The sequence below is a fragment of the Hymenobacter sp. BRD67 genome (assembly GCF_013256425.1).
Lineage (GTDB): Bacteria > Bacteroidota > Bacteroidia > Cytophagales > Hymenobacteraceae > Hymenobacter.
The window spans coordinates 92723-113282 of the sequence record NZ_CP053904.1 but is presented as its reverse complement, the minus strand read 5'-3'; the positions used below and the strand labels follow the sequence as shown (position 1 = coordinate 113282).

General features: G+C 56.5%; 17 protein-coding genes. 2 read left to right on the top strand and 15 right to left on the bottom strand.

Annotated elements, in window-relative coordinates; translation table 11 throughout:
• Positions 1-20 precede the first annotated feature (20 nt).
• The 15 genes from GKZ67_RS00500 to GKZ67_RS00430 form a co-directional block, all read right to left on the bottom strand.
• On the bottom strand, positions 21-497 hold the full coding sequence (locus tag GKZ67_RS00500) for a SusD/RagB family nutrient-binding outer membrane lipoprotein (RefSeq protein ID WP_173240678.1): 477 nt from the start codon (positions 495-497) through the stop codon (positions 21-23).
• The gene (locus tag GKZ67_RS00495; RefSeq protein WP_173240677.1) at positions 455-1591 is read right to left on the bottom strand and encodes a SusD/RagB family nutrient-binding outer membrane lipoprotein; all 1137 of its coding nucleotides are present in this window, start codon (positions 1589-1591) and stop codon (positions 455-457) included. The genes GKZ67_RS00500 and GKZ67_RS00495 overlap by 43 nt, the downstream gene beginning before the upstream one ends.
• Positions 1592-1611: 20 nt before the next feature.
• Entirely contained in the window at positions 1612-4911 is a 3300-nt protein-coding gene (locus GKZ67_RS00490) for a SusC/RagA family TonB-linked outer membrane protein (protein WP_173240676.1), read from the bottom strand.
• A 770-nt stretch (positions 4912-5681) separates the two neighbouring features.
• Entirely contained in the window at positions 5682-7106 is a 1425-nt protein-coding gene (locus GKZ67_RS00485) for a SusD/RagB family nutrient-binding outer membrane lipoprotein (RefSeq protein WP_173240675.1), read from the bottom strand.
• An 18-nt stretch (positions 7107-7124) separates the two neighbouring features.
• A complete protein-coding gene (locus GKZ67_RS00480; RefSeq protein ID WP_173240674.1) occupies positions 7125-10421 on the bottom strand; it encodes a SusC/RagA family TonB-linked outer membrane protein in 3297 nt (1098 codons plus the stop codon).
• A 349-nt stretch (positions 10422-10770) separates the two neighbouring features.
• Positions 10771-11848, bottom strand: a protein-coding gene (gene prfB / locus GKZ67_RS00475; protein WP_173240673.1) for a peptide chain release factor 2 whose coding sequence is annotated in 2 segments (ribosomal slippage) — positions 10771-11787 and positions 11789-11848 — 1077 coding nt in all. Because the reading frame shifts where the segments join, the coding sequence is not laid out codon by codon here.
• A gap of 202 nt (positions 11849-12050) precedes the next feature.
• Positions 12051-13115: a branched-chain amino acid aminotransferase gene (locus GKZ67_RS00470; RefSeq protein WP_173240672.1), complete on the bottom strand. Its 1065-nt coding sequence runs from the start codon at positions 13113-13115 to the stop codon at positions 12051-12053.
• 104 nt (positions 13116-13219) lie between these two features.
• Positions 13220-13771, bottom strand: a complete 552-nt coding sequence (locus GKZ67_RS00465; protein ID WP_173240671.1) for a cob(I)yrinic acid a,c-diamide adenosyltransferase — start codon at positions 13769-13771, stop codon at positions 13220-13222.
• A gap of 215 nt (positions 13772-13986) precedes the next feature.
• Entirely contained in the window at positions 13987-14727 is a 741-nt protein-coding gene (locus GKZ67_RS00460; protein ID WP_173240670.1) for an ABC transporter ATP-binding protein, read from the bottom strand.
• 15 nt (positions 14728-14742) lie between these two features.
• Positions 14743-16860, bottom strand: coding sequence for a hypothetical protein (locus GKZ67_RS00455; RefSeq protein ID WP_173240669.1), 2118 nt, complete (start codon positions 16858-16860; stop codon positions 14743-14745).
• On the bottom strand, positions 16770-17537 hold the full coding sequence (locus tag GKZ67_RS00450; protein ID WP_173240668.1) for a hypothetical protein: 768 nt from the start codon (positions 17535-17537) through the stop codon (positions 16770-16772). The genes GKZ67_RS00455 and GKZ67_RS00450 overlap by 91 nt, the downstream gene beginning before the upstream one ends.
• A gap of 138 nt (positions 17538-17675) precedes the next feature.
• Entirely contained in the window at positions 17676-17963 is a 288-nt protein-coding gene (gatC, locus tag GKZ67_RS00445; RefSeq protein ID WP_151087291.1) for an Asp-tRNA(Asn)/Glu-tRNA(Gln) amidotransferase subunit GatC, read from the bottom strand.
• A 104-nt stretch (positions 17964-18067) separates the two neighbouring features.
• Positions 18068-18253, bottom strand: a complete 186-nt coding sequence (locus tag GKZ67_RS00440; RefSeq protein WP_173240666.1) for a hypothetical protein — start codon at positions 18251-18253, stop codon at positions 18068-18070.
• An 11-nt stretch (positions 18254-18264) separates the two neighbouring features.
• Positions 18265-18840 carry a lysophospholipid acyltransferase family protein gene (locus GKZ67_RS00435; protein ID WP_173240664.1) on the bottom strand — a complete coding sequence of 192 codons (576 nt, stop codon included), beginning with the start codon at positions 18838-18840 and terminating at the stop codon, positions 18265-18267.
• 51 nt (positions 18841-18891) lie between these two features.
• On the bottom strand, positions 18892-19506 hold the full coding sequence (locus GKZ67_RS00430) for an NUDIX domain-containing protein (RefSeq protein WP_173240662.1): 615 nt from the start codon (positions 19504-19506) through the stop codon (positions 18892-18894).
• A 135-nt stretch (positions 19507-19641) separates the two neighbouring features.
• On the opposite strand from GKZ67_RS00430, the gene GKZ67_RS00425 reads away from it, so the two are divergent.
• On the top strand, positions 19642-19878 hold the full coding sequence (locus GKZ67_RS00425; RefSeq protein WP_173240660.1) for a hypothetical protein: 237 nt from the start codon (positions 19642-19644) through the stop codon (positions 19876-19878).
• Between the two features lie 10 nt (positions 19879-19888).
• Positions 19889-20500, top strand: a complete 612-nt coding sequence (locus GKZ67_RS00420) for a DUF4252 domain-containing protein (protein ID WP_173240658.1) — start codon at positions 19889-19891, stop codon at positions 20498-20500.
• Positions 20501-20560: the final 60 nt, after the last annotated feature.

The following is a 20560-nucleotide window of genomic DNA, read 5'->3' as shown; positions in this document are numbered from 1 at the left end:
GTGGGTAGGAAGATGTGCGCTTAGCGCACATCCCACCATACATGCACGTTGGTTTTTACGAAAGCCGGAGCGTTGGCCGCGTTGTTGCTGAGTTCGGAGGTAGGATACGGGAAACGCGAAGGAATCGTGTTCTGGTCGTCCGGGCTAGCATTAGGTTGAACCACTGCCAGGCGTGGGTAGCCGGTACGACGATAGTCGTTATAGGCTTCGTACCCATTACCTACCCAGGCAATCCACTTTTGCGTGATAATCTGGTCGAGCATTCGGGCATTACCTCCCTGTAAAGTAGCAATGCTGGGGTTAGCTGCCAGATAAGCAGTTACCTGAGCAGCCGTTAAGCCTACTTTGGTCATCGAGGCAGTAATGCCTTCGGTGTAGTACCGCTGGGCGTTAACTACATCGTTCTGACTCAGGTAATACTCAGCCAGAATAAACGCCCGCTGGAAGTTGGTTATCATCCGGATGGGCGCTTCTCCCTTCGTGGCAATCTGATACACGCCAGCCGTCGAACGGTTAGCTTGTACAGGAGTCCCGGCACCGCTGTTATTTTGATAGCCGGTGAAGGTATAGAAGGTAGCACCGGCGGTAGCTGGGGCACAAGCGGGTTAACCGGTATTTTAGTGTTCGTGCCCGAAGTATTTACCGTAGCAGTCTGCGTAGGCGTATTCGTGAAGAAGAACGGCAGGCGCGGGTCGCTCTTCACGTTCATGCTGTCAAGCAGGCGCTGGCTCAGGAACTGGTCAGCCGGCCGGTTTACGTAGTTAAAGTAGTAAATCGGGTTCTGGTTACCAACTGCACTGCCAAAAGGAACTTGGAAGTCGTCGGTGTTCGAAGTGATGTAAGCATTGGTACCCTTCGCCAGCACTTCGGCGATAACTGCATTAGCCAGCGTAGGATTTTTACGGCTGATAGTATTAGCCAGCTTGAGTAGCAGCGTGTTTCCCATACGGTTCCACTTGGCCAGGTCACCCGAATAAACCGGGTCATCGACCGCCGAAGGCGTTACAGCCGAGGTTTTAGCCAAGTCGGCCAGGCCTTCGCGCACCAGGTCAAACAGGCTCTGAATGCCCAGCGTAGCGTTACCCTGGTAGATGTCCTGCTGGGCATCGAAGCGTGGCGAAAGATTGTTAAGCGCCAGGCCTGCCTGCGAATAAGGCACATCTCCCCATAGGTCGGTGAGGACAGCAAAAGCGTACGCCTTGTGCAACTTGGCAATACCGGAGTAAGCGGGGCTGGAAGTGTTCGCAGCAACCGTAATCAACCCATTGGCATTGTATATCGTGCCCTGATAATACAGGTTCCAGGCGGCATCAGCAAAGCCCGACTGCTGCAGCTGATAGTTATCAACGTTCGCAATCTGGTTGCCGACACCTGCGTAATGCTGTATCAATACGGAGCTGGTCCGGTCAACATCGTTGCCGGTGTTGAAAGCGTTTACTACTTCCAGGTTAGTAAGTACCACACCGGGAGGAGCCGTTTCAAAGCTATTCGGGTTCTGGTTTACATCCAGAAACGAGTTAACCTTGCACCCCGTGCTGGCCACCACCAAAGCAGCGGCCAGCGTTAAGAGTTTATAATTATGTTTTTTCATGAAATAAAAAGCAAAGCAGATTAGAAGGTAAGGCGCAGGTTCACACCATAGTTGCGCGTATTTGGCGCACCTTGCAGCTCGAGGCCGCGAACCGTGCTGCCGCTGGCGCTGCCACCGTTGCCAGCGCCCTGAGTGCTAACATCCGGGTCGAAGTTGCAGTTCGGAGCGTAGTAGAAAAGGTTACGACCCGTGAGCGAGAGGCTGGCATTGCCGAAAGGAGTGCTTTCGAGCAGCGACTTCGGCAGCGAATAGCTCAGCGTTACTTCGCGCAGACGGTAAACCGTGGCATCGTACACGTTATTCTCGCTACCCGAGCCGTTCGACAAAGAAGCCCAGTACGTCTGCGCATCGATTTGAATGTTGTTGGGTACATAGCCCGTTGTGCCATCCGCATTCTTCACTGCAATCACACCCGGCAGCTGACGGGGCAGGTTACGGTCGTTAACCGCCGTTTCGTAGAGCATACCCCGGATTTTCTCTACGTAGTTGGTGTAAGAGAAAATGCCACCGCCCTGGTTGGTATCAATCAGGAAAGACAGGCCAATGCCTTTGTAAGAGAAGCTGTTCGTGATACCGGCCGTCCAGGCTTGGTTGGGGTCGCAGATGGGCGAAAGGCCGGTGCTCGAAGCAAACGCGCCGGTAGCCGGGTTGATGAGGTACTGGCCGTAATACTGGCTGGTTACATCCGTTACACGGGGAGTAACGGCCGAGCCCAGAATAACGCCGTAGGGCTGGCCTACTACGATAGAAGGCTGAATACCCGTGAAGTAGTCGGTATTGATGCTGGACTGGGTAACACCGGGCGCAATCGAAACCACTTTGTTACGAATGCGGGTGAAGTTACCCGTGATATCCCAACGGAAACCTCCCGCACGTACCGGGTTGATGTTTACCAGGGCCTCGTAGCCTTGGTTGTCCATGCGGCCCACGTTCGTAACGCGAGCAGCCAGACCAGTTGAGCCAGCAGTAGTTACCTGGAAAATCTGGTTTTCGCTGATGGTTTTGAAGTATGTCAGGTCGAAGGTGACGCGGTTGTTCCAGAAACCCAGGTTGGTACCAAACTCATACGAGCGGGTGAACTCGGGCTGGAGCGTCTGGCCACCACCAGCTACGGTACTGAGGCTATAGCCAGCGTAGGTTCTCGAAGCACTGGAGTTGTTGGGGCTGGTCGAGAAGGGGAAGTTTACGTTGGCAACGTTGTTGCCATATGCCCCCACTACGTAAGGCGTGTTCAGGTCGTACACCGGAGCATCCTTACCCACTTTGGCATAGTTGGCGCGAACCTTTCCATAGGAGAAGAATTTCGACTGAATCTTAAGCGCATCCGTGAATACAAAGCCCAAGGTGGCCGAAGGGTAGAAGAACGTGTTGTTCGCAATCGGCAGCGTCGACGACTGGTCGGCGCGGCCGGTCAGCTCCAAGAACAGGTAGTTGTTGTAAGACAACGACAGCTGACCATAGTAACCAAGCAGACGACGCAGCGACGAGCTCTCACCCGTACCGTTCGAGAATACCGTAGCTACGCTGGAGTTTGGGAAGCCCCCAAATACTAGGTTGTCGGCCTGCGATTGGATAGTTTGGCTACGACGCTGGTTGATGTTCTGGCCCAACAGCAGGTTAGCGTTGAAGCCTTCGGTGAAGATGTTATCCTTCTTGAGGTTGATGAGCAGGTCACCATTAAGTTCGCTCCGGAAGAACGAGGCATCCTGCACCTCACCGGATGGTACCCGCGTTGCACCGATAGCAAACACCGTCTTACGGCGGTCGGTGTACACGTCATAACCGGCGCGATACTGGATACTCATCCAGGGAGCAACATCATAGCTCAGGTTGGCCGTGTTGATGAAGCGCGTTAGGTTAGAGTTAAATGAGTTAGAATAAACGCTGAAGTAAGGGTTTTCCGTACCATAAACCGGATTCGCACCGGTGTAGTTAGAGCCCAGGAATAAGTTGTAGCCGTTAGCGTTTACATAAGGCAGCCCCTGCAGGTTGTAGCTGCGCGGCAAGCTGGACAGGCTGGCGAAAGCCGAGCCACCGTTGCCCTGCTGCGGGCCGTTCTGGGTAGTCTGAATGAAGTTGACCGAACCACCAGCACGCAGCTTGTTGGCCAGCGTAGTGTTACCGCCCAGCTGTACGCTCGTCCGATTGAGCGAAGAGTTTGGCGTGATACCAGCCTGGGTCGTATTTACTACGTTGAGCGATACGTTCTGCTCAGCAGTACCACCCTGGATATTTACGCCATTGGTGAAAACGTGACCCTGACGGTAGAAGTCCTGGATATTGTTGTAAGGTTGATAGTTAATCGGAATAGGTTTGCCGTTAGCATCCAGGGCCAGGCCCGAAGCCGAGCCGGCGAGCAGGCCGTTAAACAGCGTAGGCGTAGTACCGTAAGCCGGACCGAACGAGGCAGAGGAACCAAAGTTTGGGTCGCCGGGTGAAGTCATGATGTTACGTCCACCAGTACCCTGGCCATAGTTGTTCTGCAGCTTCGCCAGGCCATATACGTTTTGCAGGGTATAGCCCGAAGTTACCGTTACTTCCGTTTTCTTGTTGGATGCGCCATGCCCACCCTTGGTTGTAATGATGATAGCCCCGGAAGCTGCCCGCGAGCCGTAGAGGGCCGCCGCCGCCGGGCCTTTCAGAATGCTGACGCTGGCCACGTTCTCCGGGTCAATGTCCAATGCCCGGTTGGAGGTCTGAGCTGCGCCCAGTGAGCCGTAGCCACCGGCAGCGCCAAGGTCAACCGTGTTGCTAATCGGAATACCATCTACCACAAACAGCGGCTGGTTGGTACCCGAGAACGAGGTTACGCCGCGGATGTTGATGTTGGTAGAAGCACCCGGCAGGCCGCTGGCCGTCTGTATGGTTACGCCCGACACCTTGCCCTGCAGGGCGCTGAGCACGTTAGGCTCTGATTTTTGTGACAGCTGGTCAGCATTAATCTGCTGGGTAGCATAGCCCAGCGAGCGGGTATCCTTCTCAATACCCAAAGCCGTTACTACTACTTCGTTCAACTGCTTTACATCGGCACCCAGGGCAATGTTGAACTGGGTTTCTTTGCCGATAATGCTCTCCTGCGGCACGTAGCCGATAGAGCTGAATACCAGTGTGCCATTCGTTTCCGGTACCGTAAGGCTAAAGGAGCCCTCCGAGTTGGTAGAGGTTCCATTGGTAGTTCCTTTCAGCAGTACTGTTACTCCCGGTAAGCCTTCACCGGTCTGTCGGTCAGTTACCCGTCCCGATACCGTTCGCGTCTGAGCCAGCACCGTATGGAAGAGGGTAAGCATGAGCAGCAAGCTCATGAGTAAGGTTTTTTTCATTGAAAATAAAGAAGGTGAAAAAGATAAAAAAGGCTTTGTGCTGTACGGCACAGAAAAATTGGTGTGGCAAGTTAATCAGATAGCGTCAAAGTACGTAAGGTATTTTCTATGCGCCTGCCATAAAGTTAAACAATAACTACCACACGCAAACGCAAGAAATTGACTTTCAGAAATATAATTTCAGAGCATCAAAAAAAATCTTTGGGTGCTTCATGTTTCGCAGTTCATTTTTTTTTCATAAAAAAGAGTTTGGCCGAAGTAAAGGGCAAGCTTAAATAATTATATATAATATTATTTATATTACTTATTTAATACCTACGCATTTTATTACATACAGCTCATAAACACAAAAGCATTGCTTGGTTAAGCAGCGCTTTTGTGTTTATGAGCTGTATGTAAAACTTATCCCAGAAAATCCTGGTGGTCACCTTAGCACCACCAATGGGCAGCATAGCTAGTGCTATTAATATTCTGCTCATCATACGGATAGGGGAGACGCACTGGCATTGCAGATACGGTACCCGCCGTCGCTCCGCCTTTGGTTACCCGCCCCACCAACCTGAAGCGAACCTGCTGAGTTAACTACGCTAGTTCACTGCCCATTCCGGCCAGACTGCCCCACCCGTGTTTTTCAAGCTGGATAATTGCAAACCGCTCAACTATCTAGCTCTAGATTAGTCAAAAGAAACCCCTGCTTCTGAGCTCAGAAGCAGGGGTTTGTGCTGGGCTGCAAGAAAGCTAGTACTTATCCCAGAAAATTTTGGTAGAAACTACGTCGCCCCAATTGCCGTCGCAGCCGCTTGGCGGTTAGCGTTGTTCAGGTTCTGCTCGCTATTCGGGTAGAAGTAGCGCAGCGGAATACCCGAGCCTTGGTAGGTGACAGCTGGCGCTTGCAGCTTAGGATAATCGAGGCGACGCCACTCCGTCCAGGCCTGGGTAGGCTGGTTGTAGAGAGCAATCCACTTTTGAATTCCAATTTTTTGTTTAAAATCACCCGTTGCCGTGGCATAGGTCACGCTGGGTTGAGCCAAATAGGCCGGAGCATCTACGCTCGGGTTGCCCACACCAGCTATGTTTTCCCAGTAAGTAATGGAAGCCGTAACAGCGTTGTTGTACAAGTCAGAGGCAGAACTGCCGACATTGATGCCACGGGCGGCAGCCTCAGCCAGCAAAAACTGCACTTCATAATAGGACAGGAACATTGCGGGAAGGGTGGGCTGGTGAAGAATCACGCCAGGGTTCGACCACAAGCTGTAGTTAGTGGCAGGCCCGTAAGGTGCTCCTGCGTAAGTAGCTTTCCCACCTACCGGCTGGAAGTAAATCGGTAACCGCGGGTCACTAGTAGGCACCAACTGTTTATCAATAAAAACGTTCGTACCTACATAGTCGTAGCGACCACTCTGCACCAAGTCCTCATAGAGGGGATTCGTATTAGGGTTAGTGGACTCAAACGCTAGTTGGGCAGCGTCACTATTTGAGTGAAACACATTGGGGGCAGCCTGCTGAACCAAGGTACTAGCCCGAGCCGGGTCTACATCGTAGGTCGTCATGGCTAAGCGCAGCTTCAGCGAGTTGGCATACCTAATCCAGCTTGGAATGTCCCCATTGTAAATAAGGTCGGCCGAACCCAGGCTGCCGGCGGTAGGATTCGCTTTAAGCGCAGCGATATCAGCATCAAGGCGCTTGAGCAAGTCGGTATAGATGGTAGCGGCGTCATCGTACACCGGCGTTTTATTGTTTATATCCAGCGCCTGGGTGTAAGGTACGTTCCCAAAGGTATCCACCAGGTTATGCCAGGCGTGAACAGCTAGCACATCTACACAAGCCAACTGATTGGCCTTGGTACCCGCATCAATACCACCGTTTGCCGAAATCAGTCGCTTCGCCTCATTAAGGTTACCAAGCGCGCCTTGATAGTAGGCAGTCCAGACGTTATCCGGAATAGTACGGTTGGCCAGGTTATAGGTGGCCTCGTCGTTGTAGGTTGTCTCCGTCCAGTACTGCACCAGCAGCCGGGAAATATAGCCGTTTTGGTTAGTGCTGCTCAGGGAGCGAGCCAGGCTGCGCTCGGCCGAAGTAACCAGGTACACGCCCGGCACCGCGCTAGGACTTTTCAAGTCAACGTTAGGCAGCGTTTTGGCACAGGACGCGGCCAATAACAATGCCGGGATGGCCAGAATTAAAGATTTCTTCATGATAGATAGCAAGGAAGATTAAAAGCTGAGACGAATGTTAGCCCCTATCGTGCGCATAGCCGGGTAAGCTCCCGACTGGAAACCTTGGCCAGCAAGACCATTGCTGCCTCCGCCCGCCAGTCCGCCACCGCCGGTAGCCAGGTCTTCGGGGTCGGCATCAGGCAGGTTCTTGTGGATAATCCACAGGTTCCGGCCCACGATAGAGAAATCAATCCCTTTCACAGCAATTTTACTGAGCAAGGTGCTCGGCAAGGCAAACGTCAGTGCCACCTCCCGAAGTTTCACGAAGCTCGCATCATATACAAATCCGGCGTTCGGGTTGTGCACGTAGCCATACAAACCGTAGTCGGCGTTGTTAACGCGGACTGTATTAGGCGTACCATCAGCCATTACGCCGGGCTGAATGATGCCGCCGCCGGTAGCCAGGGTATTGCGCGAGGGGTTGCCCAAGTCGTTGTTACCGGCTGTTTCGGCGGCCAGGCCGGTGGCCAGGCCATAGGCGCGGTCGAGCGAGTATATCTGTCCACCGGTGCGGATGTCAATCAGGAAACGCAACGACACCGCCTTATAGGTAAACGTATTGGTGATGCCTGACCGCCAGCGCGGGTTAATATTACCGATGTTGGCATTAGCCGTCGTCGTTTGCAGGTACTGCCCGTTGGCGCCTACCGTGCGCTGCCCATTCGTATAGATATAGTCGGTACCGCGCAGCTGCCCTACTGGCTGCCCAACGGTCGCGTTCAGCGACACCCCTTGCTGGTAAGTAGCGAGCTGGAGGTTATCGAAGCCGGCGGGCAGTGAAAGCAGTACGTTCTGGTTGTGAGTAAAGTTGGCGTTCACCGTCCACTTAAAGCCTTCGGTTTGCACCGGCGTAACGAAGGCGCCTACCTCCACCCCACGGTTACGAATCTCGCCGGCGTTCACTACCTGATACAGGTAGCCAGTAGTGGCGGGTACGTTCACAGGCAGAATCTGGTCGAACGAGCTTTGCTGATATACCGTGGCGTCGAAGCCCAACCGATTCTGCAGGAAAGCCAATTCCAGACCAGCTTCGTAGCTGCGGGTGCGCTCCGGCCGCAGATCAGCGTTGTTACGCGTGGTAGGCAAACGATAGACCGGGCTGGTACCAAACACCGGCTGCGACGTATAGGTAGAGTTTACATACAACGCGGGGGCAAAGTTACCCACCTCCGCGTAGTTGATACGGGCCTTACCGTAGGACAGCCACGGGGTTTTGTCTTTGAGCGCTTCGGAGAATACGTAGCCCAGCGCTACCGAGGGATAATAGTAAATGTTATTGCCGGTAGGCAGCGTCGAAGCCAGGTCGCGGCGCACCGTCAGGTCCAGGAACACTTGATTCTTGAAGCCCAGCGTGGCGTTAGCGTACACAGCATCTACCCCGTAGTTGGTTTGCGTTTCAGGAATAGACGGGATAGGCGAGGCGCTGTTGTTGAGCGAATAGAGCCCGGGAATAACTAACCCCCCGTTAGTGGTACCCTGAATACTTGTCGTACTGATACGCAGCATGTTGGTACCAATTAGACCGTTGAGCGAGAAGGTCGGCGACAGGTCAAATTTAAAATTGCCAATCAGGTCGTAGTTGAATTCGCGACGGGTAGCGTTGTACCGGCTGTAGTAAGGCACGTAAGAAGCCTGCGTGCTACCTACGGCCGAGCGCTCTTCCTGTAGCTGGTCGTAGCTGTCACCCGTTACGCGGCCCAGCACATTAAACCAGTTGGCGAATTTATAATTAGCCACTACGTTGCCGAAGGTGCGGTAGCGCGTGTCTTGCTCGTAGTTCTGGTAGCGCACCCAGTAGGGGTTGTTCCAGTAAATGGCCGACAAGTCGCCGCCCGAAGGGTTAGAGAAGTTCCAGGTTACGTTGCCGTTATTGATGCCGCTGGCTGGGTTGTTGGGGTCTTGCCCCATATCATAAGCCTGCTTCAGCTGCTTCATGTCCACGTTCATCTCCCACCACTGGCGGAAGTTGGTCATCAGGTTCTCGGAGCCGTAGCCTGTGCCATAGCGGCCGAGGCCAGCCGTGCGCGAGAAGTTAAGGTTGGTGCTGACTGTCAGCTTAGACGACAAGTTGAGCGTACCGGCGAAATTGAGCTGGTCCTTACGAACATCGCTATTCGCCAGGTAGCCTTTGTCATTGTTGTCGGTGAAGCCTATCTTGAACGTACCGCGGTCGTCACCCCCGTCCACAAATACGCTGTTCAGGGTCGAAACGGCGGTCTGGAAGAAAGTGGTCGGGTCGTTAGCCGCTGCAACCCACGGCGTGGCTTTACCGAAATTGGCCATGCCCGGCACATAGGAATCCCACTGCCGTACCATCAGGTTCGGGTTGAAGGCGGCCCCGTAGGAGGCATCTTCGTAGGTAGGTACAACTAAAGCGCCGCTGCCGTCCACATCGAAGCGGTTATTCAGATTCGGGTCGGTGCTGGGATTCGAGTAATAGCGGCCATAGCCGGCGCCATACTGCTTTTGATAATGTATAAAGGTGCTTAGGTCAGCGCGACCAACCGTTGTGGTCGTGTTAACTGTTACCCCCAGCCCCGTCTTACGGCCCCGCTTAGTCGTAATCAGGATAACGCCTTGCGCCCCGCGCGAGCCGTAAAGGGCCGTAGCAGCCGAACCTTTAAGCACGGTCACGGTAGCAATATCGTCGGGGTTTACATCCGAGGCCGCATTACCGTAGTCATAGCCAGTAGCCGAGCCGCCGCCGGTGCTGGTGTTGCTGTTGCTAATCGGCACCCCGTCAACCACAAACAACGCCGAGTTATTACCGCCGAGCGACTTAATACCACGAATAACAACGTTGCTGGAGCCGCCCAAGGCGTTGCTTTGCACAATGTCCAGACCGGCTACTTTGCCCTCCAGTCCCCGTACGGCGTCCGGGTTGCGGCCTTGCGTTACTTCGCCCCCTTCAATCTGGGTGGCAGCGAAAGCCAGCTGGTTGCGGTTCTTCTCCACGCCCAGGGCCGTTACGACTACCTCATTGAGCTGTTTTGTGTCCGTAGCAAGCGCTACAGAAACAGTATTTACGCCCGTGATAGTGGCTTCCTGGGTAGCGTAACCCACGAAGCTGTACACTAGTGTAGTGGCCGTTGAAGGCACACTTAGGGAATATGCCCCATCAGCATTTGATGACGTGCCGATGGTAGGCATGCCCTTCACGATGATAGTAACCCCTGGCAAGCCTTGACCGGTGGCGCGGTCGGTTATCTTACCCGAAATGTTTCGGTCTTGTGCCCAAGCTTGATGGCAAAAGCCTGCAAGAAGCAGAATGACCCAGAATAAGTGTTTACTCATGGTGGAAAAGTGTAAGTGGGTGTCTCAAAATTTGATTTTGTGAAACGGATGAGGCAAGTATAAGCAAAAAATAACAGCCAAGAGGGCCTCCTGAACCAGCCATCCCAGCCATTACGAAGTTGTTAATTTATCAATACCAAACCTTTTAGCAAGTGAATCAAGTACTTACGGCTGATTTTAAAATGTATAGAATATTGGCTTCGGGCAGCTAAAAAAACACAGGTTAAGATGCATGACTACTATTTTTTTCGGTCATCTCGGCAAAATTGCCCTCTTGCACAAGCAAAAAAAATCCTCACCGATAGGGCGAGGATTTTTTAATGAATTTATTATGAAGCAATTAGTTTAATTAACTCTGCATCAGAAATCCTTTAATATATTCATCTAAATCTCCATCCAGCACATTCTGCACGTCGGTGCGCTCAATGCCGGTGCGCAGGTCTTTGATGAGCTTATAGGGATGCAGCACGTAGTTGCGAATCTGGGAGCCAAAGTCGATGCGCTTCTTGGTGGCTTCCACTTTATCGCGCTCCAGGTTGCGCTTGTCCATCTCCTGCTGATAGAGGCGCGACTTGAGCATGCGTAGCGCATGTTCTTTATTCATGAGCTGCGAGCGCTCAATCTGCACGGCGATGATAATGCCGCTGGGCGCGTGGGTGAGGCGCACGGCAGTTTCGACCTTGTTCACGTTCTGGCCGCCCGCGCCGCCGGCCCGGAAGGTATCCCAGGAGATATCGGCCGGGTTTATCTCGATGTTGATTGTATCATCGACCACGGGGTAGGCAAACACGGAGGCAAATGACGTGTGCCGCCGCCCACTGCTGTCGAAGGGCGACATGCGTACCAGCCGGTGCACCCCGATTTCGCTCTTGAGATAGCCATAGGCAAATGGCCCGTCGATTTCGAGCGAGGCCGACTTGATGCCCGCGCCTTCGCCGGGCTGGTAGCTCAGCTGCTTCACCGTAAAGCCTTTGCTTTCGCCCCACATGATGTACATGCGCATGAGCATCTCGGCCCAGTCCTGGCTTTCGGTGCCGCCGGCGCCGGGGTTTATGTCAATGATAGCCGGCAGCTGGTCTTCCTCATCAGAAAGCATCCGCTTGAACTCCAGCGCCTCTACCTTCTTTTGCGTGGCGTCGTACTCGGCTTGCAGCTCGGCCTCGGTGGCTTCGCCTTCCTTATAGAAGTCGTAGAGCACTTCGGTATCGGCCATGGACTGCTGCACGGCTTCGTAGTCGTCGGTCCAGGTTTTGAGGCCTTTGATTTCGCGCAGCTTGGTTTCGGCGGCCTTGGAATCGTCCCAGAAATCGGCGGCCATTGTTTCGGCTTCCGCCTTGATTACCTGTCCTTTACGGTTATCGTAGTCAAAGATACCTCCTCAGAGCCTCGACGCGGCCCCTCAAGTCCTTTATCTGGTCTTGGGTCATGTAGTGTATGGGTGATGTAAAGCACTGGAAACAGCTGCCAACGCAAAGGTCGGCAGAAAGCGAGTGTCATTGCGAGCGCCACGCAGTGAAGCGCGGCAATCTTTCCTCATCGCTAGGTTATTTCTCCTAACGACCAAGGAAGGATTGCCGCGCTTCACTTCGTGGCGCTCGCAACGACAAATAATATAGTATAAATACTATATTATACAGCCACCATCCAGCCGTGCGGGTCGGGGGCCTGGCCATTGCGAATGGCGTCGAGGGCCACTCCTACCCGGCGCGAAAAGGAAGCGTCGGTCAGCGCGGGCAGGTCGTAGTCGTGGCCTTCGTAGCCCATAGTGGCAATAGTGGCAATGGTAGCAGCCGTGCCTACGCCAAAGGCTTCGGTAAGGCGGCCGGCGGTCAGCGCGTCAATTATTTCGCGGCCCGATACGCGGCGCTCTTCCACGGGCAGGCCCCAGTCGCGGGCCAGCTGCAGCACCGAGCGGCGCGTGATGCCGTCGAGGATGGAGGTGGAAAGCGCGGGCGTAGTCACTTTACCATCAATCATAAACATTACGTTCATGGCGCCCGACTCTTCGACGTACTGGTGCTCGGAGGCATCGGTCCAGATGAGCTGATGGTAGCCTTCCTGCTGCGCCAGCTTGCTGGGGAGCATGGCCGCGCCGTAGTTACCGGCATTTTTGGCGTAGCCCGCGCCGCCGGCGGCGGCCCGCACGTACTTCTGCTCGAAGCGCACCCGCACCGGCTTGGTAAAAAACGCCGCTACCGGGCAGGTGATAATGCCAAAATGGTAGGTATCGGAAGGCCGCACGCCCAGCGCCCCGTCGGTGGCAAACATAAAGGGCCGGATATAGAGCGAGCTGCCGCTCATGTCGGGTACCCAGGCGGCATCGAGCTTCACGAGCTCGCGCAGGCCCTGCATAAAAATATCTTCCGGAATGGTCGGCATGGCCATGCGCTCGGCCGAGGCGTTGAGGCGCTGCCAGTTGTCGAGGGGCCGGAACAGGGCCACGCTGCCGTCGGCCTGGCGGTAGGCCTTCATGCCTTCAAAAATGGCCTGCCCGTAGTGCAGGGCCGAGTTGGCGGGGCTGATATTCAGCGGACCGTAGGGAACGATACGCGGCTGCTGCCATTCGCCCCCGGTAAACTCTACCGTCAGCATATGGTCGGCGAAGAGCTTGCCAAACTCCATGTTGGCCGGGTCGAGCTTGGTGAGCCGCGACGCGGTGGTGGGCTGTACGTCGATGGTTAAGGTATCCAGCATAGCGAATCGGGAAAAAGCTTAAAATCGGCGGCCTGGCAACAGGCCGTCAGTGGGTGGGATGGGGAGAGAAGAAAAAAGAATAGTATACGTAAGCAACTGCTAACCTAGACACGCGGTTTCCAGGTAACCTCGGCCACACCGAGCGCGTGCGCCATAGCGCGGCTGAGCACAAAGAGGTAATCGGAGAGCCGGTTGAGATACATCACCACGAGGTCTTCCACCGGCGACTCTTCCCGCAGGTGAATAACCAGCCGCTCGGCGCGGCGGCACACGCAGCGCGCCACGTGCCCAAACGAGACGGACGCATGCCCGCCCGGCAGCACAAACTCGCGCAGGGGCGCCAGCACCTCATTGAGGCGGTCCATTTCCGCTTCGAGCAAGGCCACGTCGGCGGCGTGCAGGTCGGGCAGGCGCTGGCGCTGGTCTTTACCAGGGTCAGTGGCCAGGTGCGAGCCGATGGTGAAGAGGCGGTCCTGAATTTCCTTTAGAAAGTCGCGGTACGGTGCGTTTACTTCCTGGTCGCGCAGCAGCCCGATGTACGAGTTCAGCTCATCTACCGTGCCGTAGCAGTCGATGCGCAGGCTCGACTTAGGCACCCGCGTACCGCCAATGAGTGAGGTAAGGCCCTGGTCGCCAGCCTTCGTGTAGATTTTCATTTAACAGGCAAGGTTTAGTAGTCAACTGTGCTTTAAAGCGGTTTCCAAGTCAGTATACGGGGCGGGCTGCCGGCTCAACCTATACACTTACCTGGAAACCTTTCTAGCATTAAATATATCTTAAAATACTTATATATTTTATTTTAAAACAGCTAACCTCTCTACCCAGGTAACCAGGAAAAGGCAGGAAGCATGCTCGGCTTTTCTGAGCGGCTTTACTGACTAAAGGAATTGATGGCTGGTTGCGTCACACTATGATTGGAGTCGTCCGTTTCGATGAGGCCATCGCGCAGGCGCACAATGCGGTGGGCGTAGTGCGCGATATCCTCTTCGTGGGTTACCATAATAATGGTATTGCCCTTGGCATAAAGCGCCTCAAACAGCCCCATGATTTCGTAGCTGGTTTTGGAGTCGAGTGCGCCCGTAGGCTCATCGGCGAGCAGCACGCTGGGGTTATTAACGAGCGCGCGGGCGATGGCCACGCGCTGGCGCTGGCCGCCGCTCAGCTCATTGGGGCGGTGGCCGGCGCGGTCGGCCAGGCCTACCGAGCGCAGCGCCTCCAGGGCCCGCTCGTTGCGGTCGCGCTTGCTCAGGCCGGCGTAGATGAGCGGCAGAGCCACGTTTTCGAGCGAGGTGGAGCGCGGCAGCAGGTTAAAAGTCTGGAAAACGAAGCCAATTTCTTTGTTACGCACCTCGGCCAGCTGGTTGTCGCTCATGCGGCTCACGTCCTGCCCATTGAGAATATACTGGCCCTGAGTAGGCGTATCGAGGCAGCCCACAATGTTCATGAGCGTACTCTTGCCCGAGCCCGAAGGCCCCATAAACGCCACGTACTCGCCGCGCTTGATGTCGATACTCACCGAACGAAGCGCGTGGATGTGCTCAGTCCCCATCACGTATTCCTTGGCGATGTTGGTGGTCTGGATGACGAGGGGGATGGAGTCGGTGAGGAGCATACAGCAAAAAGTAAATTAGCGAGCGGGCACCGGCGGCTGGTCGAATGACGCGGCCGCCGCCGCATGGGCTGCCTGATGGGCCGCAAATTGGCTCAGCAAGTTAGCGTAGGCCGCGGGGCTGAGGTGCGGCCGCAGCGGCCCGAGCGCCGACTGGCCGAGGTCAGCCAGCCCCGCATCGGCGGCGGCCAGCACGTAGGCTTGCCGCAACGGCACGGAGGCCGGGTTTTCGGTAAGGCCCTTATTGAGCGCGTCGTAAGCATCGGTGTACGCTTTTTGGGCGGTGAAGTAGCGGGCGGCAGCCAGCACGGCTGTTTCGTTGAAGGGCGTTTCGTTGACAATGCGCGTGTAAAGCTTGCGCTCAACGGCAGGTTGGTGGCGCAGCCCGGCGAGCGCAGCCTGGGTGTAGAGCAGCGAGCCTTGTGGCAATGCCCAACGGTCCTTATTCTTCACCCAGTCTTCGGCTCGCCTTACCTCATTCGCCATCAATTCGAGTTGGTTGGCCTGGGCTAGGTCAGTTAACTTTCTCGCTAGCCAACGTGCCGTTTCTACTTCACCATCCTCCGCTTCATATTCATTAACCTTATAAAGCAGTTTGTTAACAAACTTTTTGGCGGCCGAGTCTTGGACTGAAGCCATAGCCCGGCGAAAGGCAAGGGTAGAGTCAGGTGATAAAGGAATAATGAAGCGGGTGAATAGCTGCGCCGGGACAGCTTCTTTAAAGCCACTTTGCACTGCTCGCCCAAATTGCGCCGTTGCCGTGGCGTACTGCTGCTGCTGCAACTGCCACAGGCCCAATATATACTGATAATACCCGGCCGTGGGCGTACTGCCCGCCGTAAGTGGCGCCAGCGTTTGGCGGGCAGCCAGCTCCTGGCCGGCCGCGTGGCGCAGCAGCGCCTGCAGAAAAAGCAGCTGCTCGTAGTAGGCTTCGTTGCCCGCCCGCGCAGACAGTCGGGCCAGCGCTAGGACCATATGCTGACAATCGGCCGGCCTGGCCGCCCGGATGGTTAGCAGGGCCGTTTGATAAAGCTGGGCAAAACTAGCCGCGTCGAGGTCAGCAGCAGGAGCCGGCAGCGCGGGCAGCGGGGCGGGCGCGTGGGTCAGGAGCTGCACCAGCTGCTTGTTGGCCAGCAAGGCCGGCTCATCAGGCGTGGCTGGCGAGCTGGCGGCCAGCTTTTGGGCAGCCGGCCCCAGGCCCTGGCTAAGCAGGAAGGCAAGCTGATTGGTACGGCTCACGTAGCTGCCCGGCTTCAGCTGCTCGGCTTTATCAAGGTAAAACGCCACCGAATCGGTAAGCGCCGAGCGGGTAAATAGCTGCGCCATATCGGAGGTGAGCGCAAAGCGGCGCGGCGCGGCCCGTCGGGCCTGGCGCAGTACCTCCAGCGCATCCAGAAAATCGGTAGGCTCGCTGAGCAGGGCGTTCAGGTGCAGCGACACCTTTTCGTCGGGCCCGCGAAGCAGCGCCCGGCGCAGCGCATTCAGCTCGTTCTGGCGCTGGCTCCGGAAACGGTACAGGGCGGCCCGCCCCAGCTGCGCCGGGCGGTTGAAGCGGTCAAGCACGTCGCCGCTTTCGGCGTAGTAGCGCTCGGCCAGCAGGGCCAGCGGCAGGTCATCGGGCCGGGCCTCGCTCTGCTGGCGGGTGAGGTCGCCGAGCTGGTTGTACTGCCCGGCCTGCACCAGGTTGAGCAGGGGCCAGTTGCTGCGCAGCTCATATAAAAACAAGCTGCCAATACCTAGTATATACACCAGGTAAAAGGGCAGCCGGCGCGGCTCAAATACCACCCGGTACACGCGCAGCCGCTGCCGGATAAGCGTACCAAAATTGACCAGTACATAAAGAAAGAAGGCCGCGCCCACGGCCAGTAGCGTCTGCCCACTGAAGGTACGGGCGGCGGTGAGCAGCGGGGTATTGGCCGTGGCCAGGGCGTAGCTCAGGGCGCCCGCAGACGCAGCCACCAGCAGCCAGTAAAGCGGCCGGGCAGCCGCGTAGGGCAGCCAGCCGGCGTAGCTGGGCGCCCGCTCGCGCAGGCCCAGCCCGCCCATCAACACGGCCGGCAGTAGCAGTAGCAATGGGTCGAGGTGCAGGCCGGCACCCAATGCCAGCGTACTATCATTCCAGCAATAAAGCGCCAAAGCCCCAGGTAAAGCAGGCTGGCCAGCCCGAAGGGTAGCAGTCCAAACCGACTTTCGGGGCGTTCGGCCTGGGTGTTAAACCATAGTAAAGCCCGAATATTCTCCCCTCCTACCCATAGTACCAGCGCCGCTACCAGCACCGCGCCGGCCGGCGTAGCGTAGGCGGCCAGGTGCAGCGCCGTTTCGGAGAGCGGCAGCCTGGTACGGGCCACCACGAGCGCCGCCAGCCCAGCCACTAGTCCGCTAAACAGTGCCACCCGCCACCTAGCCCGCACCTGCTCGCCAAAGGCTTGCAGCCCCAGGGCAGCCCCGCCCAGCACTGCCAGCATGAGGTATAAGAAGTACTGCCGGGTATCGTCAAAAATGCCCAGCGCGTCCACATTCAGCGACATGAGCAGGAAGATGACGGGCATCGTACCGGCCAGAAAGGCGGGCCGCCGCAGCATACTCACTACGGCCAGCCACCCGGCCAGCGCCATACCCAGCACCGCCAGCCACAGCGCCGCCGCCAGCGGCTGGGTATAGGGGCCGCCCACCTCGTGCGTCAGCGTAGTAATAAAGCCGTTGACGGGCACCGGCAGCCGGGCCGGACCTACGACTACCGAGTCGAGGGTGAGGGGCACCGGGGTCAGGTGCGGCACCAGCCGGATGGGCAACACGGCATTGTCGCCCGCCACATAATAATATACTACCCCAGCAGAGCCAGCCCGGCCAGGAGGGCGGGCAGCCCCGGCAAGCGGCGCAAAAAGGCAGAATCAGGCAAGAGTTGGCAGCATTACAGGTAGAAAGCAACAGGGCGCGGGCGCCCACCCACGCTAATCCAGTACCTTGGGCACGCGGAAGTAGTCCGAATCTTTGCGCGGGGCATTGCGCAGGCCATCCTGGTGGCTTACGGTATTGCGGGCCTCATCATCGCGCAATACGTTGATTTCGTGCGACAAATGAACGAGCGGCGCTACGCCTTCGGTATCAACCTTCTCCAGCTGGGCCACCCAATCTAAGATTTTATTGAGGTCCGTGAGCATCTGACCTTCGCGGGCCGGGTCAAATTCGAGGCGGGCCAGGTGCGCCAGGCCGCGCAGGGTTTCGAGGTCAGCTTTCATTTAGTAGGGGTAACAAATGATGAGGCAATGGATAAGGAGAAAAATCGAAGTAGCGGGCAGATAAGTCGAAGTATACCAAACAACTACCTATCCCTCCTTACCTGTCACCAAAATTTACTGGGTTCCGGAATGCCCCGGCCTTCGGGCACGAAGTCATCGGCAATCTGGGCAGTCACTTTCGCTTTCAGGGCGGGTATGTCTTCCTGGGTAAGGCCCTTGGTACTAATAGGCTCGTGAAACACGACGCGCAGCCGGGCATGGCGCACCCGCAGGCCGGCAACCGAAGGCATAAACTTGTGGTTCAGGGCATGCTTACCGGCACAATCGGCACGCCGGTAGCAATAGCCAGCTGAAACGCGCCATCCATAAAGGGCAGCAGCTCCTCGCCGGGTTTGGGTCCGATGGTACCTTCTGGGAATATGGCCAGCGGCCGGCCATTCAGCAGTCCCTGCCGGGCCTGCGCCATGGCCCGGCCACGGCTTACTAGACTGCGGCGATTTACTGTAATATATGTTTTAGCAAATATTGGACCCCAGAATGGAAACTTTGCCAGCGTGTCTTTCCCCATCATATTCAGGAAGCCCGGAATTGTGTAAAAGAGCACCATAATATCAATGTAGGAACCGTGATTGGCTACATAAATGCACGGCTGAGGTACCGGTGCGGAGCTTTCGTGAATAATCTCCAAAGGCACGCCCCACATAAGCATGGAGAATTTGGCCCAGTTGCGATTGATAGCGTGCAGGTAAGGCTGCCACTCGGGCCGGCGCACTAAAATGAGCTGCAGCGGATAGGTGACGAAGAAAGGAACTACAAACCAAATCGTGGCCCAGGTGGTGTAGAGCCGATGACCAAGGTAGCGCAGGAAAGCTGGCATAAAGGCAAATTTACGGTGAATGATGAACACTGAGTAATTACCCGAGAGTTCTCACCGTAACTCGTCTCTCTCCTGCTGTTGGCTACTACCTCTTGAGGCCAGCGCCTTCTCGGCCTTCAGCAAGCCCGCCACACTGATAGCATCAGTAATGCGGTCGGCCATTACCAGCTCAATGGCCTGCGCCAGCGGCAGCTTCCAGAGGCGCAGGTCTTCGGTTTCTTCGGGCTCCCACTCGCTTTGGGTCAGGTCTTCGGCCAGAAACACAAACCCCTCTTCGTCGGTAACCGAGTTGGACGTGTGCAGGCGGGCGATGCGCGTCCAGCGGGCCGCCCGCAGGCCGGTTTCCTCGCGTAGCTCGCGCTGGGCCGATTCAAGCACGTCGAGCTCGACGGGGCCGCCGCCCATCGGGATTTCCCAGCTGTACTCGTTTAGCGCGTATCGGTACTGGCCCACCAGCCAGGTATTGCCTTCCGCATCGAGCGGCACAATCCCGATGGCTTTATTTTTCATGGATACCACGCCGTACACCCCCGGCCCGCCTGTGGGGTTGATAATCTGGTCTTCGCGCACCCGAATCCAGGGATTCTGGTACTTCACTTCCGAGCTCAGCGTTTGCCAGGGGTTGTGCGTTTCGTCGAGGTCATCAGGGGGCTGCGAATAAGTCATCAGGCGCGTGGCTAAGTGGAATACCGGCAAAAATAGCCCCGGCCGGCGGCCCGGCTGCCCAAACCCCGCGCCAAGCCGGGCCGTACTACGCTCAGCCCGGCGGCCACTCACCTTCCGGCCGCCGGGCTTGCTTCTATGGCTGATAAGACTCAAAAGCCCGCCGACGACTCGCTGCTTAATCTCAAGTTTGCCCAGGCCGAAGCCGACCTGGCCGCTAAAACCGGTGGCCTTGGCCCCATTACCAACGACTACATCTCGACCGACGAGGATGACGAAATAAGCCGGGCCGATGGGCCGCTCGATAGCCAGGGTCAGCGCCGGGGCGAAAACGACGCGCCCCTAAAAGGTGACTCCGCCGGCGCGCATAGCTAACCTCCCCTGTATGCATTTCATCGATAGTAGCCCAACCTGCCACCGCCCCCTGAGCACGCGCATCTGGCTTCAGCTGCTGGCCCTGGGCATTGCCATTGGCCTGCTGATGCTGAGTGGCTGCCGCGCCGGTGGGCCGGGTACGCCGGCCCGCACCGTATCGGCTTTTTTTGCCAAATACCGCGACCGGCCCGGCTTCCGCACCACCGAGTGGTCGGCCGACCTGCTACAGCGCCTGGCGCTCGTGCGGGTGGGTAAGCTACTGGGCGGCAATGACCTTACAAATGCCATCACGGGTATCCGCACGGCGCGGGTTATGAGCTTTACGCCCACCTCGGGCAGTGCGCAGGGCCTGGTACGCGAGGGCCTCAATAATGAAGTGAGTGGCCTGCTGCAAGCCGAGCGCTACACCTCACTGGTCAATTCGAATGGCGGAGCCGCCACCTACCAATATGTGGTAAAAGCCTCAGGCGACCAGGTAAGTGAGCTGGTCGCTACCGGTGCCCTACCCGATGCGCTGGGCTCGTTTGTATTGGTGCAGGTGCAGGGCAACTTTACCCGCTCTCAAGCCGAGGCACTGAGCAAAGTGCTGCCCGAAGTAGTGCAGCAAACGGCAGGAAAATAAGCGCGCTAATGCCACTAGCCGAAGCTTTTGCATAAAAAAGTCTCGCTCATGCTACTGAGC